The organism is Afipia sp. GW823-FHT06G09 (assembly GCF_058794875.1).
The window spans coordinates 694,108-715,004 of the sequence record NZ_JBXAHF010000002.1; the positions used below are offsets into that span (position 1 = coordinate 694,108).

Sequence of the window (20,897 nt, forward strand, 5' to 3'; positions counted from 1 at the left end):
TCCGTTCAGCCATCAACATCCTCGGCAGATGCTCCTGAGAGAGCGCGAAAGCGCTTCATCTTCCGGGCTCCTCCGCTCCAGCGGGACCGCGGGCGTTGCCTTCGCAGCCGCTTCCGCCTTCTTTGCTTCAAGCGCCTTGGCCTGACGATCGTAGCAGGCTTCCCTCTCCGGTTTTGGACCGATGAAGCGGCACTGTTCGACCTTCGCGTGGCCCGGAGAAACTCCGATCAGGGCGATCGTCATGATTATGGCTTGAGAAAACTTCATCGGGATATCCGCCGCGATCTGCAGACAGCGACACGTCACCTGATCGCCGGTCAGTTCGCACAATATCGTTCCGCGAACGAGAACCCAGCTCAAAATTCAGGAGCGCCGTTCCGGCAGGCATCAGCCGATCAGCCACACGCCCTTGTGAATGTCGAAGCGCACGAGGCCCTCGTCGCGCATCTTCAATAGCAGCGCCTGACAGTCTTCCTGATTCTTGATGTTGACGCGCTTCATCACGTCGAAGATCTTTAGCGGCTTCTCGCGAAGGGCGGCCAGAATCTTTTCCCGATCGGTCATTGCTGTTCCTTTGCGGTAGCCGAATTCGTTTGCGAGATAGCGTCGGCCTCACCCTCCAATGGAAGATGGATCACCGAGCAGGCAATGCGCCCCATGAGCGAGTCGAATGTGCTGCGGTGCCGGGAGAGGTGGTGCCGCCTATAGGATTCGAACCTACGACCCCCTCATTACGAATGAGGTGCTCTACCAGCTGAGCTAAGGCGGCGAAACACGCGAAATTTGTATCCGCACCTGATACTGGCCAGAGCCTCGCTTTGCAACATCAGCGGCATCCGCGAGGCGCTTTTCTGACATCAGATCGGCTCCCGTGCCAACCATGCCAGCCAACTCCTAATCAACTGACAAGACGGGATAAAAAGCCCTTCCAGCCGCCGGGCTGCGCCGGTTCCGGCTGGACTGGGTCGTCGAATTCATCATCCCGCGCCTCATCGGCAACGCCGGGGTCGTCCGGAGCGCGAACGATCGGGATAACGGCGGGGATTCGTGGCGCGTCCGGCTTCTCAATCTCGCGCCGGGGGCGAAATACCGGTGGCGGCACATTGGCGGTCACGGCCTCGGCAGGAGGCGATGCTGCCGGTACAGCAGCGGGTGCGGGGGATGAAGTCACGGACGCAGGCTCGTTATCCTGCAATGTGACGGCTGGCGGCGGCAGCGTCACAGCCGGACCGGCTTCCAGAACCGGCGGCAAGTCAGGCTCGGCGGCAACCTCGGCCTCAAGCACCGGCGCTTTCTCCGAGGGGAGAGCCGCGACGGGGGTTAGCCACTGGAACGCATCGAGCCGTCCAGTCACGGGCGACACCGGACGCCAGTGCTCGGACACGTAGCCATCGGCGGTCCATGCCGGATCGAGCGCGGCCCGCACCGCGCGCTGCATCCAGACGCGCGCGCTGCCGCCGTCGCCATGCTCGGCCCGCTCCAGCTCGGCCATGAGAATGGCGACCCGCTGGGTCGGCGCATCGATGAAGGGCGCCAGCGCCTCACGCGCGCGGGCGAAATCGCTGGAATCGATGGCGGCGCGAGCGACCGCAAGCGCACCTTCGATATGACCGGGCGATCGCGCCGCAAGCTTCTCCACCCGCGCCAGCCGCTGCACTGCAGAGTCGCCTAGCCGCACATGCGCGTAAGCATCCGCAAGATCGGGATGCGGCTGCGCGGCCCATGCCGTCTCGATCACCTGCATGGCGCGGCGGGTCTGGTTGTTCTCGCTGAGAAATTTCGCGGCGAGTGTCGCTGCAGGCACCAGCGTCGGCGCGAGCTTCACCGCCTCGGTCACGCTGGCGCGGGCCCGGTCGCGATCGGAGGTCTCAAGATCGAGCGCGCGCGCGGTCAGAAGCACGCCGCGCTGGCGCTTGTAAGGAGCCGGATCGATCAGCCCCGCCGCCAGATTGTTTTCGAGAATCTTCAGCGCACCGTCCCAGTCGCCTTTGCTGCAACGGAAGCCGAGCACGGCGTGCGACGCCCATGCCGAGGCCGGCGCGGTCTTCAGGGCTTCTTCGGCCAGCGCCACGGCGGCGTAAGCATCGTCACGGCGCTGCGCCTCGACGAACAATCCGCGCAAGCCGAGCAGCCGTGTGTCCTTGCGTTCCGCCATGGCGTGAAACGCGCGCTGCGCGCCTTCGCGATCGCCATCGAGTTGCGCGGACTGCGCGTGCAGCAGCATCGCCAGCGGATCCTGATGCGCCAGCCGCCTGGCGACATCGGCATGGCGGCGCGCCGCAAAATGATCGCCGGTGCCGATTGCGATCAGGCCCTGGGTGATGGCGTTGCGTCCTTTCGCGTGACGCCGCTCGCGGCGGAGCCGCCGCAAGCGCTCGGGTGCATTCAGGAAGCCGCGGATAATGGCCCAGACCAGCATCGCAGCGAACACGACCAGCACCAGCGCCAGCACAAGCACGGGCAATGACGTATCGATGCGCCAGGCATTCCAGGACAGCGTGACATCACCGGTCTGGTCGGCGATCACGGCGGCGCCGAGCGCGACCACACCGACCAGAAACAGAAAGAGGATGATGCGGATCATGAAACTGCCTATTTCGAGATCGAGGCCAATGTTTCCATCGTGAACTGCTCAAATGCCGCCCGGGCCTTGTCGCGGCCCTCGACCTTTGCGATCCAAGGCCGCACCGGGACGCGATCCGACGGCGACAACTGTAGCAGCTCCCGCTTCGCTTCGTTCACATCACCGCGCTGTGCGGCAGCAGTTGCACGCGCGATGACGCCTGCAGGGCCGCTGGCCAGCGCATCGGTGCGCTGAATGCGTATCAGCTTTGCGAAACTTTGCTGTAGGCGCTCGACAATGCCGGACGGCGCGGGCTGTGCTGCGGGCTTCGGCGCGAGTTGCGGCAGCAGCGCAAGCAGTTCCTTGCTCAGGGCATCGTCGGTGGGGAGACCCGCCGTCGCAAAGCCGTCGAGCGCCCTCAGCGCATCGGCATCACCGGCAACAGCACGCGCAGCAGCAAGTTCGGTGGCATAGGGCAAGCCACGGGTCACGGCTTTGTCGAGATGGATCAGCGCATCGAGCTTGCGCACCTTCGGATCTTCGACAGGCGGTTGCGGTGCAGGCGGAGGCACAGCGGCAGCGCTCTGCGCCGCGGTGGCACGTTCGATCTTGGCAAGACGCTCTTCAATAGCCGACGTATCGACAGCAGCGGTCTTTGGCTCTCCTGTCATGACGCCTTGCGGTGATGCGGACTTGATTTCGCTGATTGCGGCGGCGGCCTTCTCGTTTTGCCCGCGTACGGCGGCGAGATCGCTGCGCAACGATGCCAGGGATTTTTCGATTGCATCGAGACGCGCGGCAAATGCGGGATCAATGCCTGGACGCGGCGCGGGCTTTGCCGCATCCGATTCAACCTTCGCCAGACGCGTGCCAAGATTGGTGATGTCGGCCGTGTTCGCTGCGATACCGTCCGTGAGCGGCGCGGTGGAGACCGGCGCGGGCTTCGGAGGCCAGCCTGCGAGCGTGGCCGCGCCGATCGCAAGCAATGCGGCCACCGCGCCCGAAACAGCGGAAAGAAATACCGACGAAACGCGCGATGGATTGGGCGACGACGCAACAACAGGTTCAGCAGACGCATCGGAAGACGGCTCAGACTGATCCTGCTTCGGCGCGCCGGCATCTGCGTCCGGCGCAGACGGACTTTCCGATACGTCGGACGCTGTCAGGTCGATGGTGGGCGGGGGCCGCTTGTTGACATCGCCACCGGGCAAGATACCGGCCTTGTCCTGCTTGTCGTCGTCCATCGGAACTCACTCCTGTCACGCTCGCGGCGGACTCTAGCAGATTCTGCGAACGCCGCTCGCGTTCAGAAGCCATCCGGAAGGTTACCTGCCGGTTACCTGAAAGCTAGTTGGACGATGCTTTGAGCGTCCTGTCCAGCACATCGAAGATCGCATTCTCATCCGGCGTACGCGCCACCGCCACCTGCGTTGCCCCCGACTCGCGAAGCAAACCCGCCACCGTCTCGGAGATGCAACATTGCGGCACCGCGAGGGCAGAAATTTCAACGCCGTCTGCCCGCGCCGCATCAAGATAGGCGCGCGCGCTGCGCCGGGAATAATGCAACACCGCCTGAATCCCGCCCGCGCGGAACGCATCACCGACGCGCGCGGCAAATCCGGTCACCGGAATCATCCGGTAGGTCGTATGGGTGATCACCGTAAATCCGCGCGCACCAAGATCGGCGGCAAGATCGTGCGCGAGGTCGGCGCCGGCGAGATAGCAAAGCGTCGCCCCTTTCTTCAGCGTCTTGATGACAAGATCGACGAGCGATTGCGCGTTGCCCTGCGCGCTGGCGACCTCACGGAACCCTGCCGCTCGCGCGGCGGACGCGGTATGCTCCCCGACCGCGAAGGCGGGCAGTCCGAACAGATGGGTGCGGGAAGAGTGATCCAGGATGGCGCGGATCGCATTGGCGCTGGTCACGATCACGGCGTCATAAACCGCGTCGTCTTCATCATGAAACGGAATTTCCTCGAACCGCAGCATTGGCGACAACAGCGCGTCATAGCCCCGCGCCCGCAGGGCGGCCGCCGTTCTCTCATTGTCCGGAACGGGACGTGTCACAAGAATGGCCATTCAAGATGCTCCGCGCGGGTCGATGCTGTGCTGAATCACGATAGCCCGCCTGACGATTCCACGTTATGAACCCCTTGAATGACGCCGGATCGGCGATCGAAGCAAGAGCTGGAAGAAAGCAGGTACCAAATTGGCAGGCAAGCTGGTGTTGGGGATCGAGACCACCTGCGATGAGACCGCGGCCGCCGTGATCGAACGGCAGCGCGACGGATCGGGGCGGATTCTGTCCAACATCGTGCGCTCGCAGATCGATGAACATGCACCATTCGGCGGCGTTGTGCCGGAGATTGCCGCCCGCGCCCATGTCGACATGCTCGACGGTATTATCCGCGCAGCGATGAAAGAGGCGAATGTCGGCTTCGGCGATCTCAGCGCCGTCGCCGCGGCGGCTGGTCCCGGCCTGATCGGCGGCGTGATCGTCGGCCTGACCACGGCGAAGGCGATCTCGCTGGTTCACAACACGCCGCTGATCGCGGTCAACCATCTTGAGGCGCATGCGCTGACCCCTCGCCTCACCGTGCCCCTGATGTTTCCCTATTGCCTGTTTCTCGCATCGGGTGGCCACACCCAGATCGTGGCGGTGCTCGGCGTCGGAAAGTATGTCCGGCTTGGCACCACGGTCGATGACGCCATGGGCGAAGCGTTCGACAAGGTCGCGAAGATGCTGGACCTGCCTTATCCCGGCGGGCCGCAGGTCGAGCGCGCTGCCGTGCACGGCAATCCGGAGCGCTTCGTGTTTCCGCGTCCCATGGTGGGGCGGCCTGACGCGAATTTCTCGCTCTCCGGGCTGAAGACCGCCGTGCGTAATGAAGCAACGCGCCTGATGCCGCTCGAGCCGCAGGACGTGGCCGATCTGTGCGCCGGATTTCAGGCTGCCGTGCTCGACCTCACCGCCGACCGGATCAGCGTCGGGCTGCGCCTGTTTCAGGAAAAATTTGGCCCGCCCCGCGCGCTGGTCGCGGCCGGAGGCGTTGCCTCCAATCTCGCGATCCGCAGCGCACTGCACGACATCGCGGCCCGCGCCCAGACCATGCTGATTGTTCCCCCGCCGGCGCTCTGCACCGACAACGGCGCGATGATCGCCTGGGCCGGCGCGGAACGTCTTGCGCTTCGGATGGTGGACGCCATGGAAACCGCACCCCGCGCCCGCTGGCGGCTCGATGAAACGGCATCGACACCGGCGAAATTCGCCAACACGCGCGCGAGGCACTAGGCATGATGCCGAAAAGTGGAAACCGGCTTTCGGAAAAAATCGTGCTCCAAAGTTATCGACCATGATCGCACATCAAAGCATTTCGATTGTCGGCGCCGGCGCATGGGGCACAGCGCTTGCGAACGCCGCGGCACGCGCCGGACGCGACGTCACTCTCTACGCCCGCGATAGCGCGGCGGCCGAAACAATCTCGCAGACCCGCGAGAATCCGAAATTGCCAGGGATCCAGCTTGCGAAGACGGTCTCTGTCACCAGCGACCTTGCCGAAGCCGGAAAAGCCAGCGCGGTGCTGCTGGTCACGCCTGCGCAAAGCCTGCGGCAGGCCGCGACCGCGCTCGCGCCTCATCTTGCACCGGATACACCCGTCATCGTCTGCGCGAAGGGCATCGAGCGCGGCACACATCGGTTCATGACGCAGATCGTCGCGGAGGTTGCGCCGCGCGCCGTTCCCGCAATTCTGTCGGGGCCGAGTTTCGACGTCGATGTCGCACGCGGACTGCCGACGGCCGTCACGCTTGCAACCGGCGACGAGCAGCTTGCCAAAGCGCTGGTCCAGGCACTCGGATCGGCGACATTCCGCCCCTATCATTCAACGGATGTGCGCGGTGTCGAGATCGGCGGCGCGGCCAAGAACGTGCTGGCGATCGCGGCCGGGATCGTGGCCGGCAAGCAGCTCGGCGCGTCAGCGCTGGCTGCACTGACGACGCGCGGCTTCGCGGAACTGATGCGGCTCGGCCTCGCCTGCGGCGCCAGGCCCGAGACGATTGCGGGATTGTCGGGGCTCGGCGACCTGCTGCTGTCCTGTTCCAGTTCCCAATCGCGCAACTTTTCCTACGGCATCGCGCTCGGGCGCGGCGAAACGCCCGCACACGGCAAGCTGGCGGAAGGTGCATTCACCGCACCGGTGCTGATTGAGCTCGCCAATGAAAAGACTATTGAAATGCCGGTCGCCAATGCGGTCGCTGCGGTTCTCGGCGGCGCCCTGACCATCGATGAAGCGATCGAAATGTTGCTGACACGGCCGTTCAGGGCCGAGGGATGACGGGATGCGACGAACTTTCGTCCTGATATGCTCGATTCTCGCCGTCGGGTTCGTCTTTCTTGTCGCGTCTGATTTCTTTCAAATCGGACGTCAGGCACCCGACCTGGCTCCGACGGATGAGCGGGCCACGCGTGTTGAGGTCAACAAGTCGGCGCGGCAACTTAATTTATTTCGTGGAAGTGAGATCATCAGATCTTACAAGGTCTCTCTCGGTTTTTCCCCCACAGGTCATAAAGCCAAAGAGGGTGACGGTCGGACGCCCGAAGGTCTGTACGCGGCCGAGTTCAAAAATGCACGCAGTCGCTTTCATCTTGCATTGCGCGTTTCTTATCCCAATGCAGAGGATCGCAAGACCGCTCAGGGATACGGCGTGTCTCCCGGAAGCGACATTATGATCCACGGGCTCCCGAACGGACTTGGCTGGCTGAATCGTCTCCACCTGAACCACGACTGGACAGATGGCTGCATCGCTGTCACCAACAGTGAGATTGAGGACATATGGCGATTGGTTGCGCCCGGCACGCCGATTGAGATTCGACCATAAGGGAAGCGATCATGAACTACTGGCTCGTAAAATCCGAACCCTCCACATGGTCGTGGGATCAGCAGGTCGCAAAGGGCGCCAAGGGCGAAGCCTGGACCGGCGTGCGCAACCACACCGCCAAGCTCAACATGATGAAAATGAAGAAGGGCGACCGTGCCTTCTTCTATCATTCCAACGAAGGCAAGGAGATCGTCGGCATCGTCGAAGTCATTCGCGAGCACTATCCCGATCCGACCGACAAGACCGCCAAGTTCGTCTGTGTCGACATCGCCGCCGACAAACCCCTCAAGAAGCCTGTACCTCTTGAAGCGATCAAAACGAACGAGAAGCTCGCGGAGATGGATCTCGTGAAGTATTCCCGGCTGTCGGTGCAAAGCGTGAAGCCGGATGAGTGGAAACTGATCTGCAAGCTGGGCGGCGTGTGAACGCGCCCGTCATCGCCGACAAGGACGCGTTCATCCGCGCCAACACACGGCTGCGCGCGGTGCCGCTGACGCCGGAGATTTCGCTGCTGCTGGCCGACGAGGCTGTGCCGCTCTGGCACAAGACCGAAGAGGAAATCGGCGAGGCCGGATTGCCGCCGCCGTTCTGGGCCTTTGCATGGGCCGGCGGTCAGGCGCTCGCGCGTCATGTCCTCGACAACGCGGATCTGGTGCGCGGCAAGGCCGTGCTCGATCTCGCCAGCGGGTCCGGCCTTGTGGGCATCGCAGCCATGAAGGCCGGCGCGTCGTCGGTGACCGTCGCCGACATCGATGCGTTCGCCTGTGCGGCGGCGGCACTGAACGCCGCGGAAAACGGCGTCACGCTGTCAACATGCCAGGATGATCTGCTGGCGGAGCCGCACGGCCGCCGTTGGGATGTCGTGCTGGCCGGCGATATTTTTTACGAACGCGACACCGCGCAGCGCGCGTTCGATTTCCTGCTCGGCCACGTTGCGCGCGGCGCGACCGTGCTGATCGGCGACCCCGGCCGCAGCTACCTGCCCCGCGACAAATTGCGCCGCATCGCGGACTACAGCGTCCCGGTGACCCGCGATCTCGAGGACGCCGAAATCAAGCAAACTGCGGTCTGGAGCCTGCTGCAGCCGGCCTGAAATCCGGTGTCATCCCCTTCATATGCTTTGGGAAATCCGAGGTCCGACAAAAGTCCTAGTTGCCCCAGCTTGTCGCTGATGTATGCACAGGCGCATAATAACAAAAGAAGAAGAAGCTGCGCGCATGTTGCGACGCGGACGGCCTGCGTGGAGGAAATGAGGAAGCCATGTCCGATAAAATTTACGACGTATCCGCGGAATGGGCGAAGCGCGCCTTTATCGACGATGCCAAGTACCGCGAGATGTACGCGCGTTCGGTCAAGGACCCCAACGGCTTCTGGGCTGACGAAGCCTCCCGCCGCCTCGACTGGATCGAGCCTTTCACCAAGGTCGAGAACGTCTCGTTCGCGCCGGGCAACATCTCGATCAAGTGGTTCGAGGACGGCGTCCTGAACGCGGCCTATAACTGCATCGACCGTCATCTCGAGACGCGCGGCGATCAGACCGCGATCATCTGGGAAGGCGACGATCCGTCGGAATCGAAGAAGATCACCTATCGCGAGCTGCACGACGAAGTCTGCAAGATGGCCAACATCCTGCGGCTGCGGAATGTCAAGAAGGGCGATCGCGTCACCATCTACCTGCCGATGATTCCGGAAGCGGCCTACGCGATGCTGGCCTGCGCGCGGATCGGCGCGATCCATTCGGTGGTGTTCGGCGGCTTTTCGCCCGACTCGCTGGCGCAGCGCATCAAGGACTGCAAATCCAACGTCGTCATCACGGCCGACGAGGGTCTGCGCGGCGGCAAGAAGGTGCCGCTCAAGGCCAACCTCGACGCGGCCATCGCCAAGGTCGGGGGCGTCGACTGGGTTGTCGTGGTGAAGCGCACCGGCGGCAAAGTCGAGATGGACCCGGTGCGCGACGTCTGGCATCACGAAGCCGCGGCAATGGTCGACACCGATTGTCCGGTTGAGCCGATGAACGCGGAAGATCCGCTGTTCATTCTCTACACATCTGGTTCGACCGGTCAGCCCAAGGGCGTGCTGCACACCACCGGCGGCTATCTCACCTTCGCCTCGATGACGCATCAGTACGTCTTCGACTATCACGAGGGCGACATCTACTGGTGCACCGCGGACGTGGGCTGGGTCACCGGCCACAGCTACATTCTGTACGGACCGCTCGCCAACGGCGCCACCACGCTGATGTTCGAAGGCGTGCCGAACTATCCGGACAATTCCAGGTTCTGGAACGTGGTCGACAAGCACAAGGTCAATATCTTCTACACCGCGCCGACCGCGATCCGCGCCCTGATGCAATCCGGCGACGATCCGGTGAAGAAGACCTCGCGCGCCAGCTTGCGCCTGCTCGGTTCGGTCGGCGAGCCGATCAATCCTGAAGCTTGGGAGTGGTATCACCGCGTGGTCGGCGATGGCCGTTGCCCGATTGTCGATACCTGGTGGCAGACCGAGACCGGCGGCATTCTCATTACGCCGCTGCCCGGCGCGATTGCGCAGAAACCGGGTTCGGCGACCAAGCCGTTCTTCGGCGTGGTGCCTGAAATCGTCGATGCCGACGGCAAGGTTCTCGAGGGCGAGGCGCAGGGCAATCTCTGCATTGCCAAATCGTGGCCCGGCCAGATGCGTACGGTCTACGGCGATCATGCGCGTTTCGAACAGACCTATTTCTCGACCTACAAGAACAAGTACTTCACCGGCGACGGCTGCCGCCGCGATGCCGATGGCTACTACTGGATCACTGGCCGCGTCGATGACGTCATCAACGTATCGGGCCACCGCATGGGCACGGCGGAAGTCGAAAGCTCGCTGGTCGCGCATGATGCGGTGTCGGAAGCCGCCGTGGTCGGCTACCCGCACGACATCAAGGGTCAGGGCATCTACGCCTATGTGACGCTGATGAAGGGCGTCGAGCCGACCGAGACGCTGCGCAAGGAACTGGTCGCGTGGGTGCGCAAGGACATCGGCCCGATCGCCTCGCCGGATCTGATCCAGTTTGCCCCGGGCCTGCCGAAAACGCGCTCGGGCAAGATCATGCGCCGCATCCTGCGCAAGATCGCGGAAGACGAATCCGGCGCGCTCGGAGACACATCGACGCTGGCCGATCCCGCGGTGGTGGACGATCTGGTACATAACCGGCAGAATAAGAAGGCCAGCGCCTGACGCTGGGGTAGCGCCGGAGGTCTTCCTTGCGAATGCCCCTCACTCGCCTGACTGTTGTATTCCTGATCGCCATGGCGGTCGGGCCGGGACAAACAAACGCGGCCAATCTCGGCGAAGCCTGCGGCGGCGCCGCCAACATCACCTGCAATTCGGCCCTGTGGTGCCAGAAGACGACAGCCGGTCAATGCAAGACCGCTGATGCCGCTGGCCAATGCGACAAGGCGCCGGCCTTCTGCATGCAGATCCACCGGCCGGTTTGCGGCTGCAACGGCAAGACCTACGCAAATGATTGCGAGCGCCAGAAGGCCAGGGTTCAGCTCGACTATATCGGCGCGTGCCCAAAAGAGCCGAAGACAAAGGACGAGAAGGCGGTGAAGCCGTCCAAGTCAAAGGCGCCGAAGAAACAACAATAATCACGCCAGGAGACGCCGGCATGGATCGCAGAACGTTCCTTGCAGGGACCGCATCGCTCGCGCTCGGCGCAACAGCGGTGCACGCGCAGCACACACAACATCAGCATGCGCCGCTGCCGCAGGCCCCACCGTCGTCCGAACCTTTCACCGGCCTTCGCACCAACGCGCCGCATCACATTTCACCGGACGAACAGGCACAGCGCGTCACGCAAAGCCCTGCGCCACAGGGGCCGCCCGGCCGCTGGGTGACCCGCGCGGCGCTGCCACTTCCCCGCAGCGAAATGGCATGGGCCACCGAATGGGCGGGGCGCGCGCATATCGTCGGCGGTTACGGCGAAGGCCGGGTCGATCGCACCTATCATCACATCTACGATCCGGCCAAGGACGCCTGGTTCGACGGCGCGCCGTTGCCGCGCGGCGCCAACCATGTCGCCGTCGCCGCCGATGCCGGACGCGTCTACGCGCTCGGCGGCTTCATCGAACAGAATCGCAATCCCGATCACAACGCCTACGCCTATGACGTCGCGGCCAATCGCTGGGACAGGATCGCGCCGCTGCCGCGTCCGCGCGGTGCAGGCGCTGCCGTTGTGTTGAACGGCCGCGTTCACCTGATCGGCGGCGCGTCGGAGCCAACCATGGAACGCGCGAGCGTCGGATGGCACGAGGTCTACGATCCGAAGACCGACAAATGGACGACGCTGAAAGCGCTGCCCGGTGCACGCGATCATGTCGGCTGCGTCGCGTACAATGGACTCATTCACATCGTCGGCGGGCGTTTCAACACCTTCGAATACAACACCAAGCTGCATCATGTGTACCTGCCGGACCGCGACACATGGGAGACGCGCGCGCCATTGCCGACCACGCGCTCCGGTCACGGGCTTGTGGTATACCGCGACCGGCTGTTCGCGATGGGCGGCGAAGCCGGTCTCATCTCCAAAGGTCAGATCACGCAAGGCAAGGTGTTCGGCCAGATGGAGAGCTACGATCCGAAGACTGACACATGGCAGAGCCACGCACCGATGCCGACGCCGCGTCATGCGGTCGGCGCGGTGACGATGGGCGACTGGATCTATGTCGCGGGCGGCGGCGCCGTTACCGGCGGCGCGGTACAGTCCGCGGTGCACGAAGCCTTCACGCTCGCCTGAGCGCCATCGGCCGCACTCACAAAAATGTCACCCGTTCCCGCCGCCTTTGGGCGCGGGTGTTGTTTTCCGGGCATTTACTTTGCCGCGGGAATTTTCTTCTTAAGGTCGCGTTCGATCCGCCCATGGGGTTCGCGGAAACCGCCTGTTGAAGCCTCTGCCCCAGACTGGCGAATTCGATCAGGGTTCCGCGACCAGGCATGGCCTGCGATGCTTGAAAGTGTTTTGGAGGTTGCAATGTTGCGTCAACTCGCGGTGGCTTTCACCGTCACCATGGCCATCGGCCTGTCAGGAACCGCGGCGCAGGCTGCGCCATCGCTGGTGGCCTCTCCCGACGGCTATGCGCCGGGCACCATTGTGGTGAAGACCAACGAACGCAGACTCTACCTTGTCCTCGGCGAGGGACGCGCGTTGCGCTACCCGGTCGGTGTCGGCAAGGCCGGCAAGCAGTGGGCCGGCGCCACCCGCATCGATGGAAAATATCGTCAGCCGGCATGGTCGCCGCCTGCGGACGTGAAGCGCGACAATCCGAGCATCCCGGACGTCATTCCCGGCGGCTCACCATCCAATCCGATGGGCGTCGCCGCCATGACGCTGGCCGGCGGCGAATACGCCATCCACGGCACCAACCGTCCGAACTCCGTCGGCGGCTATGTCTCTTACGGCTGTGTGCGGATGTACAATCAGGACATCAGCGATCTGTTCGAGCGCGTCGAGGTCGGCACGCCGGTGGTGGTCACCTCGCGCTGAGGTCCCGTTTCCGGGAATGCAAAAAGCCGCGTGATGACGCGGCTTTTTTATTGGCCGGCGACGTCTCCCACCGTCATTGCGAGCGAAGCGAAGCAATCCACTCTTGAGAGAGAAGCTGGATTGCTTCGTCGCTACGCTCCTCGCAATGACAACTGGAAACTCTTACCAGAGCCAGTTCTTATCTGGCGGATAGCCAACACCAGCCGCCGCGCTTGCCGCCCTGGTATGGACGCGCATGGCCCGATGCGAGCAATGCACCGGAAACGCTCGGCGTTCGACGCGTCGCGGCATCGGCGACGACGCGTCCGTTGTATTTGTCGGGACCGATATTGAAGATCGCAACATCGCCGTCGGCAAGCAGCGCACGCAGCGCTTCGCTCGACGCTTCCGCCATCCGGAATTCTTCCGCGCAGGCGCCTTTCATTTCCGGCGCATCGATGCCGCGAAGCCGGACCCGTGTCGTCATTTCCAGTCCGGGCCACAGATGAACGCGCGCCTCGAATGTGTCGCCGTCGACCACGCGCACTACCTCGACGGAATGACGCACGCCCGGATTGCCGTCACGGCTCCATGTCTGAGGTACGGGCTGTTGGGCCGGGCTCGATGCTGAAGGATTCGCGGACGCGGTGGACGAGCGCGCCCCGGGCAAATGATCCTTGAGCGGAACCACAGTTCCAGTTGCGATGCCGGCGACAAAAATCAGGCCAAGCAGCCAGGGCGGTGAACCGTGGTACGGATGCCGGGGTACCCGATGAAGTGACCGATCTAGGAACATATGCCTAGAATAGGATCAAAAGACCCCTGCCCGCAAGCGCGGAACCGGCGCATCCGTAGTCGTGCGTACGGTCAGAAATCCGAACAAAGCCCCTTGTGCTCCCAATCCCCGTATCGGGTCGGCTCCAGCCCTTTGGGGCCCTGAACCTCTTTTGCGAGAGCGGTGTTGTCCTGCGCGGCTCTGGATCGCCGCTCTTCGGCTTCCGCAAGCGCCCGCTGCGCCTGCGGGGACAACGGTTTACGCGGCACGACCGTGCCTGCGACGGCCGGTTCGGAATGGGTTGAATCTTGGGTCATGGCTGACACTCCCGGTGGTCAGAGCCAAAGTCAATCTAGACCGGCAACGCGTCCGATCAAGACCCTGTGGCCGATGCAGTCTGACGCAGGCGAGCCATCTGTCCGTGAACCAGCTCACATTTTCCAAAGATGTTTCAGACAAGGCGATTCAGAAACGGACCAATTCTTACATTTGGCATATTCCGATGGCACGACGTCATGTCCGGTTCGACATTTGTCGCGTTTCTCCTCCCAGCGAATGTTTTTTCACGCATGAAGCCTTCGAGATTTGTCCCGCCCACCGAGGTGCCCGGCCTCGCAGCGCGCAGGATTGCGGCCGATATTCTCGACGGTGTGCTGCACAAGCATCGCATGCTCGACGATCAGCTCGACGGTCCGGGTGCGCATCCCGGACTGAAAACGCTGGCGGATCGCGATCGCGCGCTGATGCGCCGGCTGGTTGCGACGATTCTGCGGCGGCTCGGCACGCTCGGCCACGTCCTGTCGCGGCTGCTCGATCGCGGCATTCCGAGCGATGCGCCGCGTGCGCAGAGCGCATTGCTGATCGGCGCGGCACAGATCCTGTGGATGGATGTTCCCGATCACGCTGCCGTCGATCTGTCGGTGCGCCTTGTGCAGGCGGACCGGCGGGCGGCGAAATATGCCGGTCTCGTCAACGCCGTGCTCCGGCGCTGTGCGCGTGAAGGCCAGCCGCTGATCGACGAAGTCAAATCGCAGATGCTCGATCTGCCGCCATGGCTGGTCGCGCGCTGGATCGCGGCCTATGGCGAAGAAGCAACGCGCGCGATGGCTGCCGCCATCAGCATCGAACCTGCGCTGGATCTCACAGTCAAATCCGATCCCGATGGCTGGGCGACGCGGTTGCATGGCGAGCCGCTCGCGACCGGCACCGTGCGCACATTGCTGCATGGCTCCGTCACCATGCTTCCCGGGTTCAACGAAGGCCAGTGGTGGGTGCAGGATGCCGCCGCCGCGATGCCGGCCCGGCTGTTCGGTGACGTTAAAGACAAGGCCATCGCCGATCTGTGCGCGGCGCCCGGCGGCAAGACCGCGCAACTGGTCCATGCCGGCGCACGGGTCACGGCGGTCGACCGCTCGCCGAACCGCATCGCGCGCCTGCGCGAAAATCTGGCGCGGCTCTCTCTCGAGGCGGGCACCGCAGTGGCTGACGCGATCGAATGGCAGCCGCCGGCAGGCGAACTGTTCGACGGCGTGCTGATCGATGCACCGTGTGCTGCGACCGGAACGATCCGGCGTCATCCCGATGTCGCATGGCTGAAACAGGAAACCGACATCGGCGCGCTGGCCGCCGTGCAGAAACGCATGCTGCAAAAAGCGGCTACATTGCTCAAGCCCGGTGGAACTCTGGTCTATTGCACCTGTTCGCTGGAGCCCGAGGAAGGCGAGCAGGCCGTCGCAAGCGTCCTTGCGGCCGAATCGGGCCTGCGCCGTGCACCGGTCGGGCGGGATGAAGTCGCGGGACTGGACGAAATTCTTACAGCGGACGGCGACATCCGCACCCTGCCCTCGCATCTCGCCCATGCCGATTCGCGGCTCGGCGGTCTCGACGGATTCTACGCCGCCCGTCTCATCAAATCCTGAATACCGACCCGCATGTGATTCGCGGCAACCGCCAAACGCTCGTGATCCACATGCCCGGGTCAATGGGCTTCCCCGGGGTTGCGTCGGGGGTGCCTTACAGGCATTTCCGGACTACAAAGAGTCGCGGAGATTCCCTCACGGTATGGCGTGCTCGTCGCCGGCGTGAGTTTCGGGGGAGGAATGCTCCGTTTTGTGGGGAACGATCGCGTTCGGCAACGGGCCTTTAATCCGGCCACCGGCGTGATTCAGGACAAGGGCGCACGTGGCGGTCGCTTACCGACGACGCATCTCGTCTCTTTTGCTTGGCCGCGCCGCGCGGAACGTACTCGCACGCGCCAGCGGCAAGTCTGTCGCGCTGTCGCGCTTCTGGCCCGGCCGCACCGATCGGCTGCTGATCGCGCCGAATGATCTTCGCACCGTCGATGCCACCCGCGCGTCGGAAATCTATGCAGGGCGTTTCGTCTTCGCCGGAAAGATCGTCACCTCGCACGGCCGGTCGATCTTCGAACTCGATCCGCCGTCGGAAGACTGGGAAGCCAATCTGCTCGGCTTTGGCTGGCTGCGCCATCTGCGCGCCGCGGATTCCGCCATCACCCGCGCCAACGCGCGCGCCCTGATCGACGACTGGATTTCAAAGCCGATCCGCAAACGCGGCGTGGGCTGGCGCGCCGATGTGCTGGCGCGGCGCGTAATCTCGCTGCTCTCGCAGGCGCCGCTGGTGCTGAACGACGCCGACGGGAAATTCTATCGCCGTTTCCTGCGCAGCCTGACCCGCGAGATCCGCTATCTGCGCTACACGATGGTGGATATTCCCGACGGCGTGCCGCGTCTCCAGGTGCTGATCGCGCTGTGTTACGCATCGCTGTGCCTCGCCAATCAGGCCAAGCATATCCGCACCTCCTCGCGCAAACTGTCGGACGAACTGCAGCGGCAATTGCTCCCCGACGGCGGGCACATTTCGCGCAATCCCGGCGCATTGATCGAACTGCTGCCCGATCTGCTGCCGCTGCGCCAGACGTTCGCCGCCCGCAACATCGCGCCGCCTCCGGCATTGCTGAACGCCATCGACCGCATGATGCCGATGCTGCGCTTCTTCCGCCACGGCGACGGCAGCTTCGCGCTGTTCAACGGCATGAGCAGCGCGCCGTCCGGCCTGCTCGCGACATTGCTGGCCTATGACGACACTCACGGCATTCCGATGTCGAATATGCCGCATTCGGGCTTCCAGCGCCTCGATGCCGGCAACACCGCCGTCATCATGGACACCGGCGCACCACCGCCACCGGCAGTGAGCCGCGACGCCCATGCGGGCTGCCTGTCGTTCGAACTGTCGTCCGGCACAGGCCGCATCGTGGTGAATTGCGGCATTCCTTCAACCGGCCGCGACAACTGGCGCGCCTTTGCGCGTTCGACGGCTGCGCATTCGACGCTGATCTGCCACGAGACCTCGTCGTGCCAGTTCATCGAGTTGCCGGCGATGAAACGGATGCTGCAAGGCGCGCCGATCGTCAGCGGGCCGTCCAATGTCGGCGTGTTTCGCGAGGCCGCGAACGACGGCATCCAGTTGACCGCAACCCATGACGCTTACGCGCGCCAATTCGGCGTGGTGCATCAGCGCAGTCTGACGCTGTCCAACGACGGCAGCCGGCTCGAGGGCGAGGACACGCTGCTGAACGCGTCCGGTTCCTCGACACGCAACAAGCCCGACGATTACGTACTGCGGTTTCATCTGCATCCGGCGGTGAAGGCCAGCCGCCTGTCCGATGCCCGCGGCGTGATGCTCGTCCTGCCCAACCGCGACGTGTGGACGTTCGAGGCGGTGAACGACAAGGTCGACCTTGAAGACAGCGTCTTCCTGGCAGGCTCCGACGGGCCGCGCCGCACCGCCCAGATCGTGATCCGGCAGAACCGGAAGGACTCGCCGACCATCCGCTGGAGCTTCACCCGCTCCTCCGCCTCGGCAGCGGTGACCAGTGCCCGCCGCGATGCCAGGCGCGAGCCGGAACTGCCGCTGTAGGCGCAGGTCCCCGCCGCAAGCCCGGAACGGATCGAAAAAGCGGCAAAAATCGTTACGAAAAGTGCGTGGATTGGTGGTTTTGCCGGGCGAAAAACCATGCTACCGGCGAGCAACACCTATCCGAACCAGGACGCACCTTATGGCTGACCACCCGCGCCGCATTGCGCGCGCACTCCTCTCCGTTTCCGACAAATCCGGGCTGATCGAATTCGCCCGCGCGCTCGCCGGTCACGGCATCGAACTGGTCTCCACCGGCGGCACCGCCAAGGCCATTGCGGATGCCGGCCTCAAGGTGCGGGACGTGTCGGACCTGACCGGTTTCCCCGAGATGATGGATGGCCGGGTGAAGACACTGCACCCGAACGTGCACGGCGGATTGCTGGCGATCCGCGACAACGCCGATCACGCCCGCAGCATGAAGGAACACGGCATCGCGCCGATCGATCTTCTGGTGGTCAACCTCTATCCGTTCGAAGCGACGGTGGACAAAGGCGCCTCCGAGGACGACTGCATCGAGAACATCGACATCGGCGGCCCGGCCATGATCCGCGCCGCGGCGAAGAATCATCACGACGTGGCTGTGGTTGTTGAGGCGTCCGACTATCAGACGGTGCTGGATGAACTCGCCGCCAACAAGGGCGCGACCACGCTCACCCTGCGCAAAAAGCTTGCGCAGAAGGCCTACGCACGAACGGCCGCTTACGACGCGGCGATCTCGAACTGGTTCGCCGATCAGCTCAAGATCGATGCGCCTGATTTCCGCGCTTTCGGCGGCAAGCTGATCCAGGCGCTGCGCTATGGCGAGAACCCGCATCAGCAGGCATCGTTCTACAAGACTCCCGACCGCCGCTTCGGCGTCGCCACCGCGCGCCAGCTTCAGGGCAAGGAGCTGTCCTATAACAACATCAACGACACCGATGCGGCCTATGAGGCCATCGCGGAGTTCGATACGAAGCGCACCGCAGCCTGCGTCATCGTCAAGCACGCCAATCCCTGCGGCGTCGCCGAGGGCAAGGACCTTGCCGAAGCCTATCGCAAGGCGCTGGCCTGCGACTCGACATCGGCCTATGGCGGCATCATTGCGTTCAATCGCACGCTCGACGCCGACGCGGCCAATGCCGTCGCAGGAATCTTCACGGAGGTGATCATCGCGCCGGATGCGACGGATGAAGCCATCGCCATTATCGGCAAGCGCAAGAACCTGCGCCTGCTGCTGGCCGGCGGCCTGCCCGATCCGCGCGCCGCGGGACTGACCACGAAGACGGTCGCGGGCGGCCTTCTGGTGCAGACGCGCGACAATGCGGTGGTCGATGATATGACTTTCAAGACCGTCACCAAGCGCGCACCGACCGATGCCGAACTGAACGATCTGCGCTTCGCCTTCCGTGTCGCCAAGCACGTCAAGTCAAACACCATCATTTACGCAAAGAATCTCGCCACCGTCGGCATCGGCGCCGGGCAGATGAGCCGGGTGGATTCGGCCCGCATCGCCGCTCGCAAGGCGGAAGATGCCGCGAAGGAGCTTGGGCTCGCAGCACCCATGACCAAGGGGTCGGTGGTGGCATCCGACGCCTTCTTCCCGTTCGCGGACGGCTTGCTGGTCGCAATCGAGGCCGGCGCAACGGCTGTGGTTCAGCCCGGCGGCTCAATGCGTGACAACGAAGTAATCGAGGCCGCCGATGCCCATGGCATTGCCATGGTCTTCACTGGCACGCGGCACTTCAAGCACTAAGCCGGAAGCGCGCGAACCGACTGGGCCTTCACCCGCATCAGAAGGGCGAGGCCGCCGGCGAAAAACAGCACCAGAACGGCCATTCCGGCCTTCTGGCTGTCGGCCACGTCCGTCACGATACCGATCAGCAGCGGTCCGAAGAACGACGTGACTTTCCCTGTCAGGGCAAACAGTCCGAAGCATTGCGTGATGCGATCTTTCGGTGCGAGCCTGATCAGCATGGTGCGCGACGCCGCCTGCATCGGGCCTGCCGCAAGGCCGATCAGGAATCCGAGCGCGAGATAGGCTTTTTCAGCGGGTGCTGCGAACAACGGCCCGTTCGGCACCGGCGGCGTCACCGGAATGAAGAAGATCGCATCGCGATCGATCAGCAGTATTCCGACAATCGCGCCGAGAAGAATCAGCAGGCTGCCCGCGACAACTGTTTTCGGCCCTAATTTGTCATCAAGCCGGCCGCCGAGCCACGCACCGATGGTGCCGGAGATCGCCAGCAGAATGCCGAAGGTGCCGATCTGGATCGTGTTCCAGCCGAAGGTCCCTGCGGCATAGATGCCGCCGAACGCGAACAGCGACACGAGGCCGTCCATGTAGATCATGTTCGCGATCAGAAACGCGAGCATGGATGGTGTTTTCGGCAATCGCGCCAGCGTCTCACGCAGTTCGCGCAGGCCTTCGCGCACCGCGCCGCGCGCCGGTGTCTTCGCCGCGTGATCGGGCGTGAACAGAAACATCGGCAGTACGAAGATCATGAACCAGACCGCGGTCAGCGGCCCGGTGAGCCGATCGCCCTGAAACGTTGCGGGATCGAGACCGAAGATCGGCGTGAGACCGAACAGCGTTTTGCCCGTGACCGGATTTGCAGCCATGAAGCCGAGCACGAGAACCAGACTGAGAATTCCGCCGACATAGCCGGTGGCCCATCCGGTGCCTGACAATCGCCCGATGCGTTCCGGCGGCACCAGTGTCGGCATCATCGCGTTGTTGAACACCGTTGCGAATTCGACGCCGATGGTCGCGATCCCGTAAGCGATCAGCAACGGCACGATGATCGATGGATCGCCGGGTTTGCCGATCCACATCAGCGACGATCCGATCACAAGCAGCGCACCGAACACCGCGATCCAGGGCTTGCGGCGACCGCCGGCATCGGCGATTGCGCCAAGCACCGGCGACAGCATCGCGATGACGAGGCCCGCAGCGGCGGTCGCATATCCCCAGCTCGCCTGTCCCGTGACCGGATCGGATGCGACACGCGAGGCAAAGTACGGCGCGAACACGAACGTGGTGATCAGGGTGAAATAAGGCTGCGCGGCCCAGTCGAACAAAATCCAGCCCAGAACCGCCGAGCGCGGCGGATAAATCTTCGGCGACACATTTGCGTGACTGTCATGCGCCGGAAGAGCTTGAGCCATTATCGAATTTCCTGCCGAATCAGCGCGGACATTGTCCGCCGCCGCCGCAAAACCATATAGTGCAGCGGTTCAATTGCCATCGTGTTTTTACCCAGTGTCCT

20 protein-coding genes and 1 tRNA gene are annotated in these 20,897 nt (G+C 63.6%); 12 read left to right on the forward strand and 9 right to left on the reverse strand.

Annotated features, from left to right (window positions below; all coding sequences use genetic code 11):
• Window positions 1-12: 12 nt before the first annotated feature.
• From AC1Q67_RS10920 to AC1Q67_RS10945, 6 genes are all read right to left on the reverse strand, one after another.
• On the reverse strand, window positions 13-267 hold the full coding sequence (locus tag AC1Q67_RS10920; protein WP_492234115.1) for a hypothetical protein: 255 nt from the start codon (window positions 265-267) through the stop codon (window positions 13-15).
• 120 nt (window positions 268-387) lie between these two features.
• Complete coding sequence (locus tag AC1Q67_RS10925) at window positions 388-564, reverse strand: hypothetical protein (protein WP_192817739.1); 177 nt, start codon at window positions 562-564, stop codon at window positions 388-390.
• 129 nt (window positions 565-693) lie between these two features.
• Window positions 694-769 (reverse strand) — tRNA-Thr (locus AC1Q67_RS10930).
• A gap of 129 nt (window positions 770-898) precedes the next feature.
• The gene (locus tag AC1Q67_RS10935; protein WP_492234114.1) at window positions 899-2,584 is read right to left on the reverse strand and encodes a heme biosynthesis protein HemY; all 1,686 of its coding nucleotides are present in this window, start codon (window positions 2,582-2,584) and stop codon (window positions 899-901) included.
• An 8-nt stretch (window positions 2,585-2,592) separates the two neighbouring features.
• Window positions 2,593-3,807: a COG4223 family protein gene (locus AC1Q67_RS10940; RefSeq protein WP_492234113.1), complete on the reverse strand. Its 1,215-nt coding sequence runs from the start codon at window positions 3,805-3,807 to the stop codon at window positions 2,593-2,595.
• Between the two features lie 103 nt (window positions 3,808-3,910).
• On the reverse strand, window positions 3,911-4,642 hold the full coding sequence (locus tag AC1Q67_RS10945) for a uroporphyrinogen-III synthase (RefSeq protein WP_024576846.1): 732 nt from the start codon (window positions 4,640-4,642) through the stop codon (window positions 3,911-3,913).
• Window positions 4,643-4,772: 130 nt separating this feature from the next.
• Between AC1Q67_RS10945 and tsaD the strand changes: the two genes are divergently transcribed.
• The 9 genes from tsaD to AC1Q67_RS10990 all read left to right on the forward strand — a co-directional run bounded on the left by tsaD (window position 4,773) and on the right by AC1Q67_RS10990 (window position 12,962).
• Window positions 4,773-5,855, forward strand: coding sequence for a tRNA (adenosine(37)-N6)-threonylcarbamoyltransferase complex transferase subunit TsaD (gene tsaD, locus AC1Q67_RS10950; protein ID WP_492234112.1), 1,083 nt, complete (start codon window positions 4,773-4,775; stop codon window positions 5,853-5,855).
• 61 nt (window positions 5,856-5,916) lie between these two features.
• Window positions 5,917-6,897, forward strand: coding sequence for an NAD(P)H-dependent glycerol-3-phosphate dehydrogenase (locus AC1Q67_RS10955; protein ID WP_492234111.1), 981 nt, complete (start codon window positions 5,917-5,919; stop codon window positions 6,895-6,897).
• A gap of 4 nt (window positions 6,898-6,901) precedes the next feature.
• Window positions 6,902-7,441, forward strand: a complete 540-nt coding sequence (locus AC1Q67_RS10960; protein ID WP_492234110.1) for a L,D-transpeptidase family protein — start codon at window positions 6,902-6,904, stop codon at window positions 7,439-7,441.
• Window positions 7,442-7,452: 11 nt separating this feature from the next.
• The gene (locus tag AC1Q67_RS10965) at window positions 7,453-7,866 is read left to right on the forward strand and encodes an EVE domain-containing protein (RefSeq protein WP_492234109.1); all 414 of its coding nucleotides are present in this window, start codon (window positions 7,453-7,455) and stop codon (window positions 7,864-7,866) included.
• A complete protein-coding gene (locus AC1Q67_RS10970) occupies window positions 7,863-8,534 on the forward strand; it encodes a class I SAM-dependent methyltransferase (RefSeq protein WP_492234108.1) in 672 nt (223 codons plus the stop codon). Before AC1Q67_RS10965 ends, AC1Q67_RS10970 begins: the two co-directional genes overlap by 4 nt.
• 167 nt (window positions 8,535-8,701) lie before the next feature.
• Window positions 8,702-10,654 (forward strand): acetate--CoA ligase, encoded by a 1,953-nt coding sequence (acs, locus tag AC1Q67_RS10975; RefSeq protein ID WP_492234107.1) that lies wholly within the window; start codon window positions 8,702-8,704, stop codon window positions 10,652-10,654.
• Window positions 10,655-10,686: 32 nt separating this feature from the next.
• The gene (locus tag AC1Q67_RS10980) at window positions 10,687-11,067 is read left to right on the forward strand and encodes a Kazal-type serine protease inhibitor family protein (RefSeq protein WP_492234106.1); all 381 of its coding nucleotides are present in this window, start codon (window positions 10,687-10,689) and stop codon (window positions 11,065-11,067) included.
• Between the two features lie 20 nt (window positions 11,068-11,087).
• A complete protein-coding gene (locus AC1Q67_RS10985; RefSeq protein WP_492234105.1) occupies window positions 11,088-12,215 on the forward strand; it encodes a Kelch repeat-containing protein in 1,128 nt (375 codons plus the stop codon).
• Between the two features lie 234 nt (window positions 12,216-12,449).
• On the forward strand, window positions 12,450-12,962 hold the full coding sequence (locus tag AC1Q67_RS10990) for a L,D-transpeptidase (RefSeq protein WP_492234104.1): 513 nt from the start codon (window positions 12,450-12,452) through the stop codon (window positions 12,960-12,962).
• Window positions 12,963-13,140: 178 nt separating this feature from the next.
• Here AC1Q67_RS10990 and AC1Q67_RS10995 read toward each other — a convergent pair whose 3' ends face one another.
• Window positions 13,141-13,737 carry a thermonuclease family protein gene (locus AC1Q67_RS10995; RefSeq protein WP_492234103.1) on the reverse strand — a complete coding sequence of 199 codons (597 nt, stop codon included), beginning with the start codon at window positions 13,735-13,737 and terminating at the stop codon, window positions 13,141-13,143.
• Between the two features lie 71 nt (window positions 13,738-13,808).
• On the reverse strand, window positions 13,809-14,033 hold the full coding sequence (locus tag AC1Q67_RS11000; protein WP_024576836.1) for a DUF1674 domain-containing protein: 225 nt from the start codon (window positions 14,031-14,033) through the stop codon (window positions 13,809-13,811).
• A gap of 252 nt (window positions 14,034-14,285) precedes the next feature.
• Here AC1Q67_RS11000 and AC1Q67_RS11005 point away from each other — a divergent pair, with 252 nt between their 5' ends.
• The 3 genes from AC1Q67_RS11005 (at window position 14,286) to purH (ending at window position 19,384) form a co-directional block, all read left to right on the forward strand.
• Window positions 14,286-15,635, forward strand: coding sequence for an RsmB/NOP family class I SAM-dependent RNA methyltransferase (locus AC1Q67_RS11005; RefSeq protein ID WP_492234102.1), 1,350 nt, complete (start codon window positions 14,286-14,288; stop codon window positions 15,633-15,635).
• Between the two features lie 262 nt (window positions 15,636-15,897).
• The gene (locus AC1Q67_RS11010; RefSeq protein WP_492234101.1) at window positions 15,898-17,652 is read left to right on the forward strand and encodes a heparinase II/III family protein; all 1,755 of its coding nucleotides are present in this window, start codon (window positions 15,898-15,900) and stop codon (window positions 17,650-17,652) included.
• 139 nt (window positions 17,653-17,791) lie between these two features.
• Complete coding sequence (gene purH, locus AC1Q67_RS11015) at window positions 17,792-19,384, forward strand: bifunctional phosphoribosylaminoimidazolecarboxamide formyltransferase/IMP cyclohydrolase (protein ID WP_492234100.1); 1,593 nt, start codon at window positions 17,792-17,794, stop codon at window positions 19,382-19,384.
• Here purH and AC1Q67_RS11020 read toward each other — a convergent pair.
• Window positions 19,381-20,796, reverse strand: coding sequence for an MFS transporter (locus AC1Q67_RS11020; RefSeq protein WP_492234099.1), 1,416 nt, complete (start codon window positions 20,794-20,796; stop codon window positions 19,381-19,383). The genes purH and AC1Q67_RS11020 overlap by 4 nt on opposite strands.
• Window positions 20,797-20,897 lie beyond the last annotated feature (101 nt).